This is a genomic window from Myxococcus sp. AM010 (genome assembly GCF_013372585.1).
GTDB classification, from domain to species: domain Bacteria; phylum Myxococcota; class Myxococcia; order Myxococcales; family Myxococcaceae; genus Myxococcus; species Myxococcus vastator.
Window position 1 is genome coordinate 1 of the sequence record NZ_JABXEO010000059.1, and the last position, 18,270, is coordinate 18,270.

At 70.6% G+C, this 18,270-nt stretch carries 14 protein-coding genes; 8 read left to right on the forward strand and 6 right to left on the reverse strand.

Annotated elements, in window-relative coordinates:
* Positions 1 to 182 precede the first annotated feature (182 nt).
* The 3 genes from HV826_RS24320 to HV826_RS24330 are packed head-to-tail and all read left to right on the forward strand — an operon-like array spanning position 183 to position 3,627.
* The gene (locus tag HV826_RS24320; RefSeq protein WP_176419393.1) at positions 183 to 1,268 is read left to right on the forward strand and encodes a glucose 1-dehydrogenase; all 1,086 of its coding nucleotides are present in this window, start codon (positions 183 to 185) and stop codon (positions 1,266 to 1,268) included.
* Positions 1,269 to 1,290: 22 nt separating this feature from the next.
* Entirely contained in the window at positions 1,291 to 3,156 is a 1,866-nt protein-coding gene (locus HV826_RS24325; protein ID WP_176419394.1) for a glycoside hydrolase family 15 protein, read from the forward strand.
* Between the two features lie 27 nt (positions 3,157 to 3,183).
* Positions 3,184 to 3,627, forward strand: coding sequence for a hypothetical protein (locus HV826_RS24330; RefSeq protein ID WP_255217389.1), 444 nt, complete (start codon positions 3,184 to 3,186; stop codon positions 3,625 to 3,627).
* Positions 3,628 to 3,684: 57 nt separating this feature from the next.
* Here HV826_RS24330 and HV826_RS24335 read toward each other — a convergent pair whose 3' ends face one another.
* Complete coding sequence (locus HV826_RS24335) at positions 3,685 to 4,125, reverse strand: DUF6209 family protein (RefSeq protein ID WP_176419395.1); 441 nt, start codon at positions 4,123 to 4,125, stop codon at positions 3,685 to 3,687.
* Positions 4,126 to 4,281: 156 nt separating this feature from the next.
* Here HV826_RS24335 and HV826_RS24340 point away from each other — a divergent pair, with 156 nt between their 5' ends.
* The 3 genes from HV826_RS24340 to HV826_RS24350 all read left to right on the forward strand — a co-directional run bounded on the left by HV826_RS24340 (position 4,282) and on the right by HV826_RS24350 (position 7,889).
* On the forward strand, positions 4,282 to 5,403 hold the full coding sequence (locus HV826_RS24340; protein ID WP_176419396.1) for an App1 family protein: 1,122 nt from the start codon (positions 4,282 to 4,284) through the stop codon (positions 5,401 to 5,403).
* A 96-nt stretch (positions 5,404 to 5,499) separates the two neighbouring features.
* Complete coding sequence (locus HV826_RS24345; protein ID WP_176419397.1) at positions 5,500 to 6,594, forward strand: hypothetical protein; 1,095 nt, start codon at positions 5,500 to 5,502, stop codon at positions 6,592 to 6,594.
* A gap of 32 nt (positions 6,595 to 6,626) precedes the next feature.
* Positions 6,627 to 7,889, forward strand: a complete 1,263-nt coding sequence (locus HV826_RS24350) for a hypothetical protein (protein WP_176419398.1) — start codon at positions 6,627 to 6,629, stop codon at positions 7,887 to 7,889.
* A gap of 19 nt (positions 7,890 to 7,908) precedes the next feature.
* On the opposite strand, the gene ppk1 is transcribed toward HV826_RS24350, so the two are convergent.
* Positions 7,909 to 10,068 carry a polyphosphate kinase 1 gene (gene ppk1, locus HV826_RS24355; protein ID WP_176419399.1) on the reverse strand — a complete coding sequence of 720 codons (2,160 nt, stop codon included), beginning with the start codon at positions 10,066 to 10,068 and terminating at the stop codon, positions 7,909 to 7,911.
* A 182-nt stretch (positions 10,069 to 10,250) separates the two neighbouring features.
* On the opposite strand from ppk1, the gene HV826_RS24360 reads away from it, so the two are divergent.
* Entirely contained in the window at positions 10,251 to 10,748 is a 498-nt protein-coding gene (locus HV826_RS24360) for a hypothetical protein (protein ID WP_176419400.1), read from the forward strand.
* An 87-nt stretch (positions 10,749 to 10,835) separates the two neighbouring features.
* Here HV826_RS24360 and HV826_RS24365 read toward each other — a convergent pair whose 3' ends face one another.
* A complete protein-coding gene (locus tag HV826_RS24365; RefSeq protein WP_176419401.1) occupies positions 10,836 to 13,049 on the reverse strand; it encodes a tryptophan synthase alpha chain in 2,214 nt (737 codons plus the stop codon).
* Between the two features lie 243 nt (positions 13,050 to 13,292).
* Here HV826_RS24365 and HV826_RS24370 point away from each other — a divergent pair, with 243 nt between their 5' ends.
* On the forward strand, positions 13,293 to 15,569 hold the full coding sequence (locus HV826_RS24370; RefSeq protein WP_176419402.1) for an ATP-binding protein: 2,277 nt from the start codon (positions 13,293 to 13,295) through the stop codon (positions 15,567 to 15,569).
* Between the two features lie 9 nt (positions 15,570 to 15,578).
* On the opposite strand, the gene HV826_RS24375 is transcribed toward HV826_RS24370, so the two are convergent.
* The 3 genes from HV826_RS24375 to HV826_RS24385 form a co-directional block, all read right to left on the reverse strand.
* The gene (locus HV826_RS24375; RefSeq protein WP_176419403.1) at positions 15,579 to 16,478 is read right to left on the reverse strand and encodes an MBL fold metallo-hydrolase; all 900 of its coding nucleotides are present in this window, start codon (positions 16,476 to 16,478) and stop codon (positions 15,579 to 15,581) included.
* A gap of 139 nt (positions 16,479 to 16,617) precedes the next feature.
* A complete protein-coding gene (locus HV826_RS24380; protein WP_217917336.1) occupies positions 16,618 to 17,121 on the reverse strand; it encodes a cupin domain-containing protein in 504 nt (167 codons plus the stop codon).
* A 183-nt stretch (positions 17,122 to 17,304) separates the two neighbouring features.
* Complete coding sequence (locus HV826_RS24385; RefSeq protein ID WP_176419404.1) at positions 17,305 to 18,234, reverse strand: TIGR02266 family protein; 930 nt, start codon at positions 18,232 to 18,234, stop codon at positions 17,305 to 17,307.
* Positions 18,235 to 18,270 lie beyond the last annotated feature (36 nt).

Genomic DNA, 18,270 nt, shown 5'->3' on the forward strand with positions numbered 1-18,270 from the left:
GTGGGCAGCGGTTTCGTGCATGCACAGCGTTGACCCCTGGGCAACGCGGGCGCGGGCGCTGTTCACCAGCGGGCCCGCGGCGCCACACGTCCGTGTCTGAGCGAGCAGCCGTACCTGGCAGGCAGCACCGTGTCCCGTCCGCGCCTGGCAACGTGCCGGGACGTGCAGCGCAAGGAGGCCGTATGAAGGCCGTGGCCGTCTTCCCCCAGCAGCGCGAGGTGCGCGTCATCACCGACGCCCCCGAGCCCCGCATCCAGTCACCCACGCAGGTGAAGGTGCGGACGCGGGAAATCGGGGTGTGTGGCACGGACAAGGAAATCATCGAGTTCGTCTACGGCTCCCCACCGCCGGGCTCGGACCACCTCATCCTGGGCCACGAGTGCCTGGGCGAGGTGGTGGAGGTAGGCGAGGCCGTCCGGGGTCTCAGCCGCGGCGACTGGGTGGTGCCGCGCGTGCGCCGGCCGTGCCCGCATGCCACCTGCCCGCCGTGCCGCGGGGGCCACCCGGACTTCTGCATCACCGGCGACTACACCGAGCGGGGAATCAAGGGCGCCCACGGCTTCGGCGCCGAGTACTTCGTGGAGGACGCGGCCTACCTGCACCGGGTGCCCACGGAGCTGCGCGAGGTGGCGGTGCTCACCGAGCCGCTCACCATCGCGGAGAAGTCCCTCCGTCAGTTGGAGCGCCTCCAGGACCGGCTGCCGTGGAAGGCGGGCCCGGGCCGCGCGGTGGTGCTGGGCGCGGGGCCGGTGGGGCTGCTGGGCGCCATGGCGCTGGTGCGCCGGGGTCATGCCACCACGGTGTATTCGCGCAGCCCCAAGCCCAACGCGAAGGCCGAGGCGTCGGAGGCGCTGGGTGTGCCCTACCTCTCCTCGAAGGAGGTGCGGCCGGAGGAGCTGGTCCGCAGGGTCGGCGCCGCGGACGTCATCTACGAGGCCGCGGGCGTGGCGAAGGCGGCGCTGGAGACGCTGAAGGCGCTGGGACCCAACGGCGTCTGCATCCTCACCGGCGTGCCGTCGAAGGAGGAGCCCTTCGACGTGTCCCCGGTGCTCAAGGACATGGTGCTGGGCAACCAGGTGCTGGTAGGTACGGTGAACGCGGCGGATGTCGACTTCGACATGGCGCTGGAGGACCTGCGGCACTTCCAGGCCCGCTGGCCCGGGGGGCTGGAGCGGCTCATCTGTGCCCGGCACTCGCCCGAGGACTACCATGACGTCGTCACTGGCAAGAAGGCTGGCGGCATCAAGGACGTCATCCGCTTCATCTGACCCCTTCGACAAGGAGCGACTCATGGCAACGGGAAGCGGCGGCGCTTCGGTGACGGGACAGCCGGTGGCCATCGAGGACCACGGCGTCATCGGTGACCTGCGGACGGTGGCGCTGGTGGCCAACGAGGGCACCATCGACTGGTTCTGTTTTCCGCACTTCGACAGTCCCAGTGTCTTCGCCGCGCTGTTGGACCCTGAGAAGGGAGGCCACTGGAGCGTCGCGCCGGAGCCCGACGGGGTGATGAAGCGGCAGTTCTACTGGCCGGACACCAACGTGCTGGTGACGCGCTTCTACACGCCGGACGGCGTGGGCGAGCTGGTGGACTTCATGCCCATGGCAGGCAAGAAGGGCGTGAAGGAGGAGCGGGAACTCCTCCGGCGCGTGCGCGTGGTGCGCGGGGAGATGACCTTCCGCATGGAGTGCTTCCCGGCCTTCAACTACGCCAGGGACCCGCACGAGACGAAGCTCATCCGCAGCGGGGCGACCTTCTCCTCCCAGACGCTCCAGCTCACGGTGTCCTCGTCGGTGCCGCTGCAGCAGGCGGAGCGGGGCGTCACCGCGTCCTTCACCTTGCGTGAGAACCAGTCCGCCGTCTTCTCCCTGCACCCGGGCGCGCGCACGTCCTGCGAGGCGGTGGTGCATGACCACCAGTCCTCCGAGGACCTCTTCCGGGAGACGGTGGAGTACTGGCGCCACTGGCTGTCGGGCTGTCAGTACAGGGGCCGGTGGCGGGAGACGGTGCAGCGCTCGGCGCTGGCGCTCAAGTTGATGACCTTCGCGCCCACGGGGGCCATCGTCGCGGCGCCTACGTGCAGCCTGCCCGAGTCACCGGGTGGCACGCGCAACTGGGACTACCGCTTCTGCTGGCTGCGCGACGCGGCCTTCACCGTGTACGCGTTCCTCCGCATCGGCTTCAAGGAGGAGGCCGCCGCCTTCATGCGCTGGGTGGAGGCGCGCTGCGCGGAGTATGACACCGGGCCGCTGCCCTTGATGTTCGGCATCGACGGCAAGCGCGTTCCGGAGGAGCAGGAGCTGCTGCACCTGGCGGGATATGGCGGGGCGCGTCCGGTGCGCATCGGCAACGGGGCGGCGGACCAGTTGCAGCTCGACATCTACGGCGAGCTGATGGACTCCGTGTACCTGTCCAACAAGTACGCCGCGCCCATCTCGTATGACTTCTGGCGGCACCTGCGCCGGCTGGTGGACTGGGTGTGTGACAACTGGGAGCTGCCGGACGAGGGCATCTGGGAGGTGCGCGGCGGGCAGCGGCAGTTCGTCTATTCGAAGCTGATGTGCTGGGTGGCGGTGGACCGGGCCATCCGGCTGGCGGACAAGCGCAGCTTCCCGGCGGACCGGGCCCGCTGGCACAAGGTGCGGGACACCATCTTCGAGGACATCATGGAGAAGGGGTGGAACCCCGAGCGTGGCGCCTTCGTGCAGCACTATGGCGGTCATGCGTTGGACGCGGCGAACCTGCTGATGCCGCTGGTGTTCTTCCTGTCCCCGGTGGACCCACGCATGCTCCAGACGCTGGATGTCATGCGCAAGCCGCCGTCCCAGGGCGGCCTGGCGTCGGACGGGCTGGTGTTCCGCTACGACGTGGAGGCCACGTTGGATGGGATTGCCGGCAGCGAGGGCACCTTCAACCTCTGCAGCTTCTGGCTGGTGGAGGCGATGACGCGCGCGAGCGTGGCCCGGCCGGACCTGCTGGAGGAGGCGCGGCTCATCTTCGAGCGGATGCTGGGCTACGCCAACCACGTGGGCCTGTACGCGGAGCAGACGGGCATGTCCGGCGAGGCCCTGGGCAACTTCCCGCAGGCGCTGACGCACCTGGCGCTCATCAGCTCCGCGTACAACCTGGACCGCACGCTGGGCCGGCGGGACTGAGGCCCGCCGCGCGCCTGCGAGGCGGAGGTGCGCGCCCTGGCGCCCTGGGTGACGGTGTCGGGCGGCTGGGCCTGGCACTTCATGGCCCCGCCGCACGAGGAGCTCAAGCGCTTCCACGACCACAAGGACGTGGACCTCTTCGTCGAGCCCGCGCGCTTTCCGGAGCTGATTGCCGTGCTCACCGCGCGCGGCTACCACCGCATCTGGACGCGCTTCGACGCCACCTCCACGCACTTCTACCGCTACGCCCGGCACGATGCGGGCGGCAAAATCCTCCTCGACGTCTTCGTCCGGCGCGTGCCGTCCGTGGACGCCGGCGGGATTCGCGTGGTGGACCCGGCCACGCTGCTCACCTTCTACGGTGACATCCACAGCACGGATGACTGCGTGTCGGTGCTGGCCGCGCGGCGGCTGCTGGACAAGGGCCACAGCCCCCTGGGCCGCGCGGAGCTCGTCACCGGGCCCCGCTGAGCGCGACAAGCAAGCCCCGTGGGCGCGGCGACGCAACCCGCGCCCACGGGCTCGCCGTCACTGCACGGTGAAGAGGTGGTTGTTGCCGAAGTTCGAATCCCAGGCCTGGCAGCCCCAGCGGCTGGTGTTCTCGAACCAGACGGCCAGCGTGCCCAGCGTGTGGAGCGGAATGGACGGCGCGGGCGGGTTGGGCGTGGACGAGAAGCCCGCCACCCAGAAGCGCTGCACCGGGCCGTTGTTGAACTGGTAGTAGCCCGTAATCGTCCACCCGGGCGTGGTGCCGTTGATGTCGCCGCGGCACTGCGGCAGCCGGTCCGCGCTGTAGTGGATGGCCGCGGTGGAGCCGAAGGGCAGCGGGTTGGAGGAGGCGAGCACGTTCCAGCCCTGGGCGGGCGACTGGAAGGTGATGCTGGAGGAGGACTGCGAGGAAGCGGCCGTCCCGGCGAGCAGCACGGCGACGGCGGCGGCGAGGCACCAGCGGGGGGATTGACGCGGCAAGGCGAGGCTCCAGGTCGAGTGGGGACTGCATGGCGGATACGCACACCGCGGCAGGCATGGGCTGCGACGGTCCGCCAGTGGACCCTCACCGGTTTGTGCCGCTCAATCGCTGGACTCCTCTAGAGTCAGGCTCCACACACCGTTACGCCCCGCGCCATGGCCGACTTTCTTCCTCGCTTCTACCGACTCGCCGTCCGCGTGGACGCCCACTATGACGCGCTGAGCCGCAAGCTTCGCCAGAAGCTGGGAGTCGCGCCGCCGCTGCGCATCCTCCCCTACCGGGGCTACGGCACGCCCGAGCGCGCCGTCATCAAGGCCCGCGTGCTGGAGGACCGCAACGTGCGCCCGCCGCAGGAGCGCTACACGCTGGTGGGCAGCGCGGTGGCCTCCTACAAGCGCTACATGACGCGCGAAGTCCCGGGCGCGCACGTCGCGGTGCGGTGGGGCGACAAGCGCTGGGAGGGCACCACCGACGAGGAGGGCTTCCTGGAGCTGTGGGTGCCTCCGCCGGACGGGGTGCGCTCGGGCTGGCACATGGTGGAGCTGGAGCTGCTGTCGCCGGACGCGGAGGGCGTGCCCCGCGTGGCCGCGCCGGTGCGGATGGCCGGGCCCGGCGCGGAGTTCGGCGTCATCAGCGACATTGACGACACCGTCATCGTCACCGGCGTCACCGACGTGCTGAAGCGGGCCTGGGCGCTCTTCCTCACCGAGCACCGCGTGCGGCTGCCCTTCCCGGGCGTGGACGCCTTCTACGCCGCGCTCCAGCACGGCCGGGGCACGAGCGCGGACAACCCCATCTTCTACGTGTCCAGCAGCCCGTGGAACCTCTACGAGCACCTGGACGAGTTCCTCTCCCTGCACAAAATCCCCACCGGTCCGCTGCTGCTGCGCGACTGGGGCCTGTCCAGCCAGGGCTTCGCGCCGGGCGGGGGCCATGGGCACAAGCTGGAGAAGATTCGCGCGGTGCTGGGCACGCTGTCGCACCTGCCCTTCATCCTCATTGGCGACAGCGGACAGGAGGACGCGGAGCACTACCGCACCATCGTCCGCGAGTTCCCCGGGCGCATCCACTGCGTCTACATCCGCAACGTGCCCGGGCATCAGCGCCGGGCCGAGGAGCTGGCGCTCATCGCCGCGGACATCCGCGCCGCGGGCAGCCAGATGCTCGTGGTGGATGACACCACCGAGGCCGCCCGTCACGCCGCGCGCGAGGGGTGGATTCAGTGGCGCGAGGTCCGCGAGGTGGAAGCCCACCGCCGCGAGGACGCCGAGCGCTGAGGCCCCAGGGCTCCGGGCGGAGCCGGAGGGCATGATACGCTGGGAGAAAACAGACACACTCCAGGTGTCTGGCTCCCAGAAGAGACCACCCCGCCCATGCGACAGAACGCGATTGTTCCCACGGTGTTTTTCCTGACGCTCCTGGCCTGTAGCGAGAACCGGGAGAAGCTCCAGGGGAACAGTCCGGCGCAGGCGCCAGCCAAGGCCCTGGCGCGCGCCGAGCCCAATGGGAAGCTCGTCCAGCACAAGCTGCTGGACGACAAGTTCCTGGAGATGGCGACGCTGCCGCTGCCGGACAACTGGATTCTCAACAACGGCAAGGCCGCCATGAGCGGGCCGGGCAACGTGAATGTCTACATGTTCCCCATGCGGACGTTCGTGTCCTCCAACGACGCGATGATGCAGGCGGCGGTCCGCCGCTCGGGCGGGAAGATGCGGGCCTTCACCTCCATCCAGGACGTCATCCAGCAGGACCTGGTCCCGACCGCGAAGAAGGACGGCAGCAAGCTGGTGAAGCAATACGACGCGCCGAAAATCGCGGCGTCCAACAAGGGCTTCTCGGACCTGCTCTACAAGGTGGGGCCCATGCAGCAGCGCTTCCTCGCGCGGGTGACGGAGTGGGAGGACAAACACGGCGCCCCCTACCTGATTGTCGTCCACCTGAGCGCGACGAACCTCGGGAACATGGTGACGTGGAACTACTACTGCCATGCGCTCGAGGCGCCGAAGGAGCGGTACGAGGAGAGCAAGGACATCCTCCTCAACGCCCTGGCGAACACCCGCTACAACCCCGAATACGTCCGGGCCTACAATCAGGCGGAGATGGCCCGGGAGCGCGGCAGCTGGGCGGCCCACAACCAGCGCATGCAGGCGAACAAGGCCGCCTTCGAGGCTCAACAGAGGGCCTTCCACGAGAAGAACGACGCCATCAACCAGGCCATCGCCTCCAATTACGCGCAGGGCAACGCCGCGTCGGACCGCAACCACCACCGCTTCCTCAACTACATCAAGGACGAGGAGACGGTCCGCGACGCCGCCGACGGTCAGCGCCACCAGGTGCGCTCGGGCGCCAACCAGTACTGGATGAACGGCAACGGGCAATACGTCCCGTCGAACAACCCCAACTACGACCCGAACCGGGACCCCTCGCTCAACCACCAGCAATGGCACGAGGCGCCCATCGAAGAGTAGGAGCTGTGACTTTCCTTGGAAGGAAGTGACTCATGCGTGGAACGCTGACGAAGTCGATGGGCTGGGTGCTCTCCGCGCTGCTGCTGGGCGCGTGCAGTCCCACGGAGCTGACGGACGAGGGTGACGCGGAGCTGGGGGCGCGCGAGCAGGGGGTGCTGTATCCCCCTCCGGCGCCGCCGAGCGGCAACATCCTGGACGCCACGGCCTTCATGGGGCCGCTGAGCCTGGGCGGCTCGGTGCAGACGCAGTTCACCACGCAGCCGCAGTACCTCTCCTTCGCCTTCTCGGCGGCCGCCGGCGCGCAGGTGAAGCTCGAGGTGACGCACCTGGGCAGCAGCATGTACCTGGACACGGGCCTGTTCGTGTACGGCCCGAAGGATGCCAGCGGCAGCTACGGCACCACGGTGGTGGCCCAGGACGACGACGCGGGCTACGGGCAGCTGAGCAAGATTGCGTCGCTGTCCTTGCCCCAGGGTGGTGAGTACCTGGCCGTGGTGTCCACGGGGACGGGCGTGGGCAAGCGCTTCCGGCTCCAACTGAACTGCCTCAACGGCCAGTGCGTGGACCCGGCGGTGTACGCCGCGTGTGATTTGGACGTGGCCACGCGCATCGAGGTCTGCGTGCAGGCGCTGGTGGAGGAGGTGGACCCGGTGCTGGGCCGGCCCCACACGGCGGCGGAGGCCTTCGCGGCCTGCACCGACGCGACGGACGCCTACCACGCCTACGTGGAAGGCTGTGCGCCGTCCGCCCCGAAGCCCTGGTGCGCGGACGGCCTGTCGACCTTCATGGAGCGGATGTGGCCGGTGTGCCAGGCCTTCTACCGGGCCTACTACGGCGTGGGCCCGCTGGAGCTGGGCGAGCTGCCGCTGAGCAGCGGCTTGCAGGCGGCGCTGACGGCGGGCAACACGCGGTGCAACACCGGGGAGCGCTGGTGTGACGGCGTCCTCGAGACGTACTCCGTGCCAGGCGTGGCGGGCGTGCCGTGGAGCCTGGACCCGGTGGCGGACCTGGCGCTGTACACCCTGCTGGGCCAGGACGTGCAGTACTACCAGTTCGAGCGGTTGCCGGACCTGACCTACGCGGAGCTCGTCGCGAGCAACGACTACTGGTTCCCCGAGCTGGTGTCGGCGCTGCCCGCCGCGTTGGGCAACGGCACGGAGACGCCGCGGGTGGCCCACTACTACACCCGCATCCCGATGGCCCCGGGTGCCAATGACTACCACCACGTCTACGTGGTGCTCTTCCCGCAGTCGTACCGCGTGGCGGCGTTCCACTTCGTCCAGCACGAAATCTGAGCGCGAGCGCCGCCGCTGTTCAGGACAGCGGACGGCCGCCCTGGACCTGGGCGATGCGCTGGGCGCGCTCCATCATCTCGCCCTGGGCCCAGCGCTTCTCCTCTCCGGCGCGTGGCTGTCGGCGGCGCCAGCTCCCGTCCGCCGTCAGCTCCCAGGCGGACGTGGTGTCGGCCATGCAGCGCTCCAGCGAGTCCTTCACCTGGGCGGCCAGGGCGGCGTCCTCCACCGGCGCGAGGATTTCCACGCGGTGGTCCAGGTTGCGCGGCATCAGGTCCGCCGAGCCGATGAAGCACCGCAACTCCGGGCCGCGCTCGAAGATGTAGATGCGCGAGTGCTCCAGGAAGCGGCCCAGCACGGACACCACGCGGATGTTCTCCGACACGCCGGGGACGCCCGGGCGCAGGCAGCAGATGCCGCGCACGTTCAGCTCCACCCTCACGCCCGCGCGGGACGCCTCGTAGAGGGCGTGGATGATGCCGGGGTCCACCAGCGCGTTCATCTTCATCTGGATGCGCGCGGGGCGCTCGGCCGTGTGCGCGGCGACGGTGCGCTTGATTTGCTCCAGCAGCCCCTGCCGCATGGTGAGCGGGGCCACCAGCAGCTTGCGGAAGCTCTTCGGCCGGCCGAAGCCGGTGAGGTAGTTGAAGACGTCCGCCACGTCCGCGCCAATGTCCGGGTCCGTGGTGAACAGGCCCATGTCCGTGTAGAGGCGCGCCGTCTTCGGGTTGTAGTTGCCCGTGCCGATGTGGACGTAGTGCCGCACCTTGTCGCCCTCGCGCCGGACGATGAGGATGGCCTTCGCGTGCGTCTTCAGGGACGGAATCCCGTAGACGACGTGCACGCCCGCCTCTTCCAGCGCGTTGGCCCAGCGGATGTTGGTGCGCTCGTCGAAGCGGGCCTTCAGCTCCACCATGCACACCGCCTGCTTGCCGCGCTCGGTGGCGGTAATCAGCGCCGGCACCAGCGGCGAGCTGTCCGACGTGCGGTACACCGTCTGCTTGATGGCCAGCACGTCCGGGTCGGCCACGGCCTCGGTGACGAAGCGCTCCACGGAGGTGGCGAAGGACTCGTAGGGGTGGTGGACCAGCAGGTCCCCCCGGCGCATGGACGCCATCACCGTGCCGCCGTCCGGCGCGTCCGCGTCCGTGCGCAGGCGGGCCTGGGTGACGGGGACCCACGGTGGGTCCTTCAGCTCCGGGAAGCCCGGGGCGAAGGCGATGGACTGCAAGTCGTTGAGGCCCACCAGGCCGTGCTCCTCGTAGATTTGCCGTGCCTCCAGGCCCAGGGCCTCCACCAGCGGCTCGAGCAGCTTGGGGCTCATGCCGGCCTGGACTTCCATGCGGACGACGTCGCCGAAGCGGCGCTCGCGCAGCTCCGTCTCCACGGCCTTGAGCAAGTCCTCCGCATCCTCGGACACGGTGAAGTCCGCGTCGCGGGTGACGCGGAAGGTGCTCCAGCTCAGCACCTCCATGCCGGGGAACAAGTCCCCCAGGTGCTGGGCGATGACTTCCTCCAATGGCACGAAGACGTTGCCCTTGAGGGGCAAAAAGCGCGGCAGCAGCTCCTTGGGCACCTTCACCCGGGCCACGCTCTCCTCGTCCGCGTCCGGGTCCCTCAGCAGCACCGCCAGGCTGAGCGACAGGTTGGAGATGTAGGGGAAGTGCCGCCCCAGGCCGATGGCCAGCGGGGTGAGGACGGGGAAAATCTGCTCCTTGAAGCGCTGGTCCACCTGGGCGCGCTGCTCGGCGTTCAACTCCCTGGCGGAGAGGATGCGCAGGCCCTTCTCGGCCAGGGCGGGGCGGAGCACCTTCTCGAAGGCGTCGCCGTGGCGCCGCGTCTGCCTGAGGATGCCGTCGTGCAACTTGTCCAGGGTGTCGCTGGGGGAGGCTCCGTCGGGAACCAGGCGCGCCACGCCGTCGCGAATCTGCTCGTGCAGACGGGCGACGCGAATCATGAAGAACTCGTCCAGGTTGCGCGCGTAGATGGAGATGAACTTCAGCCGCTCCAGCAGCGGAACCTCCGCGGACTCGGCCAACTGGAGGACGCGGTCATTGAAGGCCATCCAGGACAGCTCCCGGTTGAAGAAGAGCTCGGTGTCCTTCGACTCCGCGCCGGCCGGGAGCACGTCCCGGTTGGCGGGCTTCTGGGGGGCGCTGCGACCGCCGCCGCGTTTCGGCATGGTGACTTGACTCCTCGTTGGCTCCCTTGGACGGGATGTAGCAGGCCGACCCCCTGCTCATTGTAAACTCGCGTGTTACCTGGGAAAGGGAGCCGTCAGGCGATGTAGGCCCTCCCAGGTGGGCGGGTAGGGGGAAAGGGCGAGTGGCGTGGACTTTGTTGCATCCGCGATATGAGGACTGCATGTCAGGCGACGTGAGCGCGACGGAGACGAACCCCCAGGTGGACACGGCCAGCGGCCTCTTCACGGCCTTCCAGAAGGAAGGCAAGGTCCCCCGGGGGCGGTGGGCGAGCGCCCTGCTGGCGGCCCTGGTGCCGGTGGTGCTGGTCGTGGGCCTCTGGGCCATCGCCAAGGGCGAGGAGCGGACGTTCCGCATCGTCACGCCCAGTGGCTTCAAGTCCATGCGGGGTGGGATGACCACGGAGCAGGTGCGCGCCGTGCTCGGGCGGCCCATCACCCTGGAGCGGGAGGCCAATGGGGCGGAGTGCTACCGCTACGGGCAGCCCAACTTCGTCAATCCGCAGTTCCTCATCTATTCCGTCTGCTACGAGGACGGGAAGCTGCGGGACGTGAAGACGCACCAGTACTCCGCCTGGAACGTGGACCCCGTCTCGGGGACGTTCGCCGCGCCGGGCGAGGAGCCCGCGGCCTCGGCGCCCGTGCCTGCTCAGGGCGGCTGAGGCGGCCGTTCGTGCTGGGGCGTGAAGGCGAACCGGCAGGCGCCGCACCGCTAACGTGAGCCCCACGGCGTCCGGGCCGTCTCCCCGCTACCAGCAGTCGGAGTCCGCCGAGTCCGCGGCACCATCCGCGTCGTTGTCCGCGCCGTCCGCGCACCGGCCCGTCTCTGTCTCGGCGTGCTCGCTGATGTGCAGCGTGTAGCGGATGGGCGTGTCCTGGTCGGGGTTCGCCATGCCGTCCACCACCACCAGCACTGCCTGGCCCTGTTCCAGCGTCACCTTCACGGCGGGCGAGCCTGGGGGGCCCCCGTCCGGGTTGGAGGCGCAGCCCAGCTCCGTGCCCCGGCAACCGGTGAGCACGTAGAGCGCGTTGCCCCACTCGCTCGGGGCCGTGTCGAAGACGTAGGTGCCCGCCTTGGGCGCCGTCCACAGGTGCGCGCGGTCCTGTTGGAGCAGCGCGCCGCACGTGCCCTGGAAGCCATCACCGGAGCCCGCCGTCTCGCCGTGGAACGTCACCGGCAGCGCGCTGCCCAAATCATGGTGCGCGCAGCCACGGCCGCCGCAGCCCGGCGCGTCATGACAGTCCGTGTCCGCGCAGTCCACCCAGCGGTCCCCGTCATTGTCCATGCCGTCGAAGCAGGCCCCCGCCTCGCTGGCCCGCAGCTCGTCGATGTGCAGTTCGAAGTACCCCGCGCTGAAGCGGTCCGGGCTCGCCGCGTCCACCACCACCAGCACCGTCTGTCCCTGCACCAGCGGCACGGAGACACGCGCGCCGCCGCCGTAGCTGATGCCGTCCTTCGCGCACGCCAGCTCCGCGCCCCCGCAGCCGCCGCTGCGCACGGAGATGAGCGAGCGGATGGCCGACCTCGCCGTGTCGAAGGTGAAGAGCGCGCTCCTGGGCGCCGTCCACAGGAAGCCCCGGTCCGGCGCGCCGCTCCCGCCGCAGGAGGACAGGTGGTCATCCCCCGCGTGCGCGGTGGAGCCCTTCACCATCACCGGCAACTCGCTGCCCAGGTTCCGGTCCACGCACACGGACGCGCTCGCCGCGCAGACGTTGGGGACCCCCGTTGCGCCGCAGGACTCCGGCGCCGTGCAGGTGCCGCACTCCAGCACGCCGCCGCACCCATCCGGCACGGCGCCGCAGTCCTTGCCCAGCAGGCCGCAGGTGTATGGGCGGCAGGAAGGCGCCGCGCACACGTTGGGCGTGCCTCCGCCCCCGCACGTCTCGCCATTCGCGCACGTCCCACACTGGAGCGCGCCGCCGCACCCATCCGGCACGGTGCCACAGTCCTTGCCCAGCGCTTCGCAGGTGGCCGGTGTGCAGAGGGGACGGCCACAGACGTGGTCCACGCCGCCCCCGCCGCACGTCTCACCCGCCGGGCAGACGCCGCAGTCCAGCAGCCCGCCGCAGCCATCCGGCACGGCGCCGCAATTCCTTCCCTGGGATTCGCAGGTGAGCGGGGTGCACACGCCGCCGCCGCACACGTTGGGCTCGCCGCCGCCCCCGCAGGTCAGGCCGTCCGCGCAGCCGCCGCAGTCGAGCATGCCGCCGCACCCGTCCGCCACCGGCCCGCAGTTCTTCCCCAGCGTCTCACACGTCCCCGGGGTGCACGGTGGGTGGCCACAGACATGGGGCACGCCGCCGCCCCCACACGTCAGGCCGTCCGCGCAGCCGCCGCAGTCGAGCATGCCGCCGCAGCCGTCGGACACCTGCCCGCAGTCCTTCCCCAGCGCGTCGCAGGTGGCCCGCTTGCAGAGGCCGCGGCCACACACGTTGGGCGCGCCGCCGCCGCCGCAGGTCAGGCCGTCCGCGCAGCCGCCACAGTCCAGGATGCCGCCACAGCCGTCCGGCACGGCGCCGCAGTCGCGTGCCAGCGACTCGCAGGTGTCCGGCGTGCAGGTGGGCTCGCCGCACACGTTGGGTGTGCCCCCGCCGCCGCAGGACTCGGGGGCCTCGCAGGTGCCGCAGTCGAGCACGCCTTCACAGCCATCCGACACCGGCCCGCAGTTGAGCCCCAGGGCCTCACAGGGGGTGGGCTCGCAGGGCGCCGGGCCGCACACGTTGTGCCGGCCACCGCCTCCGCACACCTCACCGGGGCCACAGGCGCCGCAGTCGAGCGTGCCGCCACAGCCGTCAATGGCGATGCCGCAGTCCATGCCCTGGGAGGCGCACGTCATGGGCTCGCAGGCGGACACCCCCCGGCGGCTGTCCGCGTCCTCGTACGGCTGCGTCTGGCTGCACGCCACCCATAGCACCAGCCCGCACGCCCAGAACCCCGCTCCCCGTCGCCCCGCTCCGCGCATGCGCTCCCGTCCCGCCCTTGCCACCACCCGCGCCCAACGTGGGGCCGGGCTTCGCGCATGCCCAGCCAGGGTGTGAGGCGGGGTTGGACGGTGCACACACCGCGGCGCGCGGGCGCGGGCGCCGTCCCCCCGAGCGCCCGGTTTCCGACGTTCCCGTCACCCGGCGAGCCCCTGGATTCAGGGTGCGGAGCGGCTCACCCTGCCCGAGGGCAAGGGCGGTGGACCGTCCGAGGAGGAGGGGAGGTGGCACGTCCGTGGACGTTCGCGCAGCGCGCGGGCGCCGGCTTCATCATCTCGTTGGTGGTGGCGCTCGTGCTGGCGGGAACGTCCGTGGTGGCGCTGCTCTCCGTGCGGGCCAACCACAAGGCGCGCATCCTGGAACTGTCCCGAGACGTGCTGGACATCAAGCAACTGGAGCGGACCTTCAACGACAAGGTCGTCAGCGGCCGGGGCTTCGCCTTGACGGGAGACGTCTTCTTCGCCCAGGACATGTCCGTCGCGCGCGAGCGCTTCCTCGCCACCTACGAAGCCCTGAAGCGCCGGCTCACCCAGGAGCCCCTGGCCACGCAGCTGGAGGCCGTCTCCCACGCGGAGCTGGAGCACGAGGAGGCCATGCAGGCGCTCATCCTGGAGCGCGAGGACGGCGTGCCCCGCCAGCGACTGGAGCAGATTTTCGACGGCCACGTGGCGGACACGCGCCGCCGCGCCATGGACAGCCTCCGGGTGCTCCATCAGCAGACGGAGGCCCGGCTGTCCCAGGGCATCCATGAGAGCCTGGCCACGGACCGCAGCGCGCTCGGGCTGTCCCTGCTCGCGGGGAGCCTGGGACTGGCGGGCGCGACGATGCTGGCGTGGACGCTGACGCGCAAGCTGCGGCCCATCCAACAGGAGGCCGAGGCCAGCGCCGAGCGCTTCCAACTCCTCGTGGAGGGGGTGCGCGACTACGCCTTGTTCCTGTTGGACGCGCGGGGCCAGGTGGAGAGCTGGAACCCGGGCGCGGAGCGCATCATGGGCTACCGCGAGGCGGAAATCCTGGGCCAGCCCTCCAGCGTCTTCTACCCGCCAGAGGCGGTGGCGGCGGGGATTCCGGAGAAGGACCTGGCGCGGGCCCGGAGGGACGGGCGGCTGCACACGGAGGGCTGGAGGGTGCGCAAGGACGGCTCGCGCTACCTGGCGGACACCAACATCACCGTGCTCCAGGACGCGCGCGGGCAGCCGCGCGGCTTCGCCAAGGTGACGCGCGACATCACCGAGCGGCGCCAGGCCGAGCGCACGCAGCAAGTGCTGGCGGAGGCAGGGGGCCTCTTCCACCAGTTCCAGGACCCCAACCAGACGGTGGCCGAGCTGACGCGCATCATGGTGCCGGAGGTGGCGGATGCCTGTGTGCTCTACCTGATGACGGCAGGTGGTGACCTCTGGCCTCGCGCGGTGGCGCACGCGGTGCCGGAGAAGGAGGCCTGGCTGTGGGACGCGGCGCGGCGCTTTCCCCCGTTGCGCGAGTCACAGGGGGGCATCTGGCAGGTGCTGCGCACGGGGCGCTCCGAGCTCACGAGCGACGTGTCCCCGGAGGCGCTGTCAGAGGGGCTGGAGGGCCCCGAGCACGTGTCGCTGATGGAGAAGGTGGGCGTGCGCTCCTACCTCGGCGTGCCGCTGCGGGTAGGGCAGCAGACGCGCGGGGTGTTCGTGCTGCTGACGTCCGCGCCGGAGCGCAGGCTGACGATGACGGACCAGGTCCTGGTGGAGGAGGTGGTGGGCCGCGCCGCGCTCGCGCTGGACAACGCCCGGCTCTGGAGCGAGGCGCAGGACGCGGTGGAGCTCATCGGCGTGGCGGCGCACGACCTGGGCAATCCGTTGAACACGCTGCAGTTGCTGCTGCGGAAGCTTCAGCGGACGGAGCTCGCGGGGGAGCAGAAGGCGCGCGGCGGGCTGGCGGCGGCGCTGAAGCAGACGCAGCGGCTGGGGCAGCTGCTGCACAACCTGCTGGACTTGTCGCGGCTGTCGTCGGGGAAGCTGATGCTGGACGTGGCGCCGGTGGACCTGTCGGAGCTGGTGCATGAGGTGGTGGAGCGCTTCGCCGAGCAGGCGGCGGAGGCGGGCTGCAAGCTGGAGTTCAACGCGGAGCTGGGGCTGGTGGGTCGGTGGGACCGGCTGCGGTTGGACCGGGTGGTGACGAACCTCTTGTCCAACGCGCTGAAGTTCGGCAGGGGACGGCCGGTGGAGGTCCGGGTGGAGCACGCGGCCGTGGCGCGGGCGCGGCTGGTGGTGAGGGACCAGGGCGTGGGCATTGCCCCGGAGGCGCAGCGGCGCATCTTCGAGCGCTTCGAAAGAGAGCCCGCCGGTGGCCAGCACGCGGGCTTCGGGTTGGGCCTCTATATCGTCCGGCAGCTGGTGGAGGCGCACGGCGGCACCATCCGCGTGGAGAGCACCCCCAGCGAGGGCGCCGCCTTCATCGTGGAGCTGCCGCTGATGCTGCTGGGCGCGGAGCTGCGCGAGCCACCCGATGCGCCCCTTCATTTGTGAGCCCGCGCGTCACGCGTGCAGCGGCGGCTGGGTGTCCACGAAGGCCCGCAGGGGTGACAGCTCCGGCGCCTTCTCCTGCTCCTCCAGCAGCTCGAACTCCAGCGAGTCATGCGCGCAGAACACCGTGACGTTCCGTCCGTGCCGCCGCACCAGCTCGCGCAGCCGGCGCATGTTGTGCCAGCGCAGGTAGCCGTCCTTCTGCATCAGCTTCTGGTAGGCGCGCAGCCCTGGCGTGCACCGGTACCGGTCCGGGGCCATCTCCCCGTGGTAGAAGTACGCGTCTCCGGCGTGCAGCAGCCACCCGCTGCCATTCTGGATGGCCACGCCCGCGTGGCCCAGGGTGTGGCCCGGCAGCGGCACCAGCAGGATTTCCGGCGGCAGGCCCGTCAAGTCCCGCACGCACTCGAAGCCGAACCAGCGCTCACCGTCTCCACCGGAGGGGTACGTCACCCACTGCGTCTCGTGCATCCACTGCAACGGCCGGTAGCGGCGCCGGTCCAACGGCGTCGCCTGGGCCACGGCGCCCCGGTACTCGTCCGACAGCAGGTGGACCCGGGCGTGCGGGAAGTCGTCCAGGCCTCCAGCATGGTCGAAGTCCAGGTGCGTGAGGACGATGTCGCGCACGTCCTTGGCCTGGAAGCCCATGCGCTCGAGCTGCCGGATGGCCGTGGAGCCCTCGTTGAGCTGGGGTCGCGTCAGCAGGTCGAGGAACAGGGGCGACAGCCGGGGACGCCGGTGCCTCACGTCCTCCAGGCCGAAGCCGGTGTCCACCAGGATGAGCCCCCGCCGGCCTTCCACCAGGAGGCAGTGACACGTCAGCGCCGCGGGCCCCGTGAAGCCCTTTCGTCCGTCCACCAGCCGTCCGCCCGGTGGGCACATGGTGGTGCAGTTCAGGTGGTGGATGCGCATCGCTTCCGCTCCTCGGCAGGGAGCCGCTCGGGCGGCCCGGGTCCAGCGCTAAAGGTGCGCCGCGCGGCGCCACGGAGGAATCCGCGGGAGCGGTGTGGCAGAAGGCTCGCCCGCCCGGCGGGGTGCCTGGACGTCCGCCTCAGAGCTGCTGCAGGTGCTCGGCTGTCCGCTCCTCGCGGACGTTGCCGGTGTTGAGCGTGGTAGCGGGCTCGAAGAGCAGGACGTGGACCTCCTCCTCCGCCACGGGCCGGTGCTCGACGCCGCGGGGAATGATGATGAACTCCCCTGGGCCCACGTCCACCGTGCGCTCGCGCAGCTCCATGCGCAGCTGGCCGTGGAGCACGAGGAACAGCTCGTCCTCGGCGTCGTGCTGGTGCCAGACGAAGGAGCCGTGGAGCCGGGCCAGCCGGACGTGTTGGCCGTTGAGCTCGCCCACCACCTTCGGAGACCAGTGCTCGGAGAAGAGGGCCAGCTTCTGCGCGAGGTTGACCTTGTCCACCTCGGGCGCCGGCGCATCCAGGGCGGCACATGCGGGCGGAGTGCCAGTGCCCTCCAGGGCACGGGCAGTGCCGTCGCGGCGGCGGGAGTCCCAGCGCGGACGACGTCCGGCGAGGACCGTGGGGCTGCGATGAGGCGCGCTCATGCGGGTGTCATCTCCTTCCATGGCGCCGCTGCATTGGCTTGCGCCATGAACTCGACGTCGGAGTGTCTGTCTTCTGCGGAGGATAATCCCGCCTGTCAGCGCGCGGGAGTGCCACGAGGTCGGCTACCCGACGGATGGGGTGAAACATCGCGCCCGCGTGTCGTGAAGGCATCTGTCTCAGGCTCAATCCGGGAAGAACATCGGGTCGCGCGTGGTGACGAACGAGGAGATGGCGCTGGCCACCTCCAGTGGCAGCCCGGTGAATTGCACACCTACGCCCGGCATCAGCTCCGGCGTGCGGGAATTGGCCTCGCGCACCCAGCGCACCACGCCCGTCACCTTCATGGGCCGTCCGCCCGGCAGCGTGAAGTCCAGCTCCACCTGCGTGCCGCGCGGCACCGCGTCCACCGTGGCGATGAAGACGCCGCCCTCGCTGATGTCCAGTGAGAAACCCGTGAAGAAGTTGGAGTCGCTGCGCATGTCGATGGAGGTGTGCATCCGCACCCGTCCGTTGCGCCGCGCGTCGTTCTCCGGCGTTGCGGCGGGCCGTGCCGCGGCTGCTGGAAGGGGCGCGTGCCCCTGGGCCCTCGCCGCGGCGGCCGCCCGAGCCAGCTCGGCCTGCCGGGCCTTGGCTGCTTCGTGCGCTGCCCGCGACACGGCTTCCTGGCGGGCCTTGGCCGCCTCGGCCTGACGCTTGAGCACCGCTTCCGCCTCGGCCACCGCACGGGCTACCTGCGCCGCCTGCTCCTGGTGTGCCCGCAGCAGCGACTGCATCTCCGAACCCGCCTGCCGCCGTGCCTGGAGCGCCACCTGCCGTGCCTCCAGCGCCCGGGCGCGCGGCGCCTCCACGTCCAGCGCGGGCGCCGCGGCCAGCTGAAGCCGGGAGGACTGCTCCCCCAGCATGGGGTCGGCGCCGGGGGCCTGGTGGGCTCGCGTCAGCGCCTGCCGCGCCTGCTCCAGCCGGGTGGCCAGCGCGGACGCCTCCGCCGTGGCCTGGGCGATTTGTTCATGGAGCCGGGCCTCCAGCGTCAACAGCTCGCTCTCGGCGTGAGCCAGCTCCGCTTCACGGGAGACAGCCGGGGGCATGCGGGCAGCAGGGGACGGCGAGCTCATGGGCGAAAGACTCCAGGGCCTCCCACTGTAGCGTCC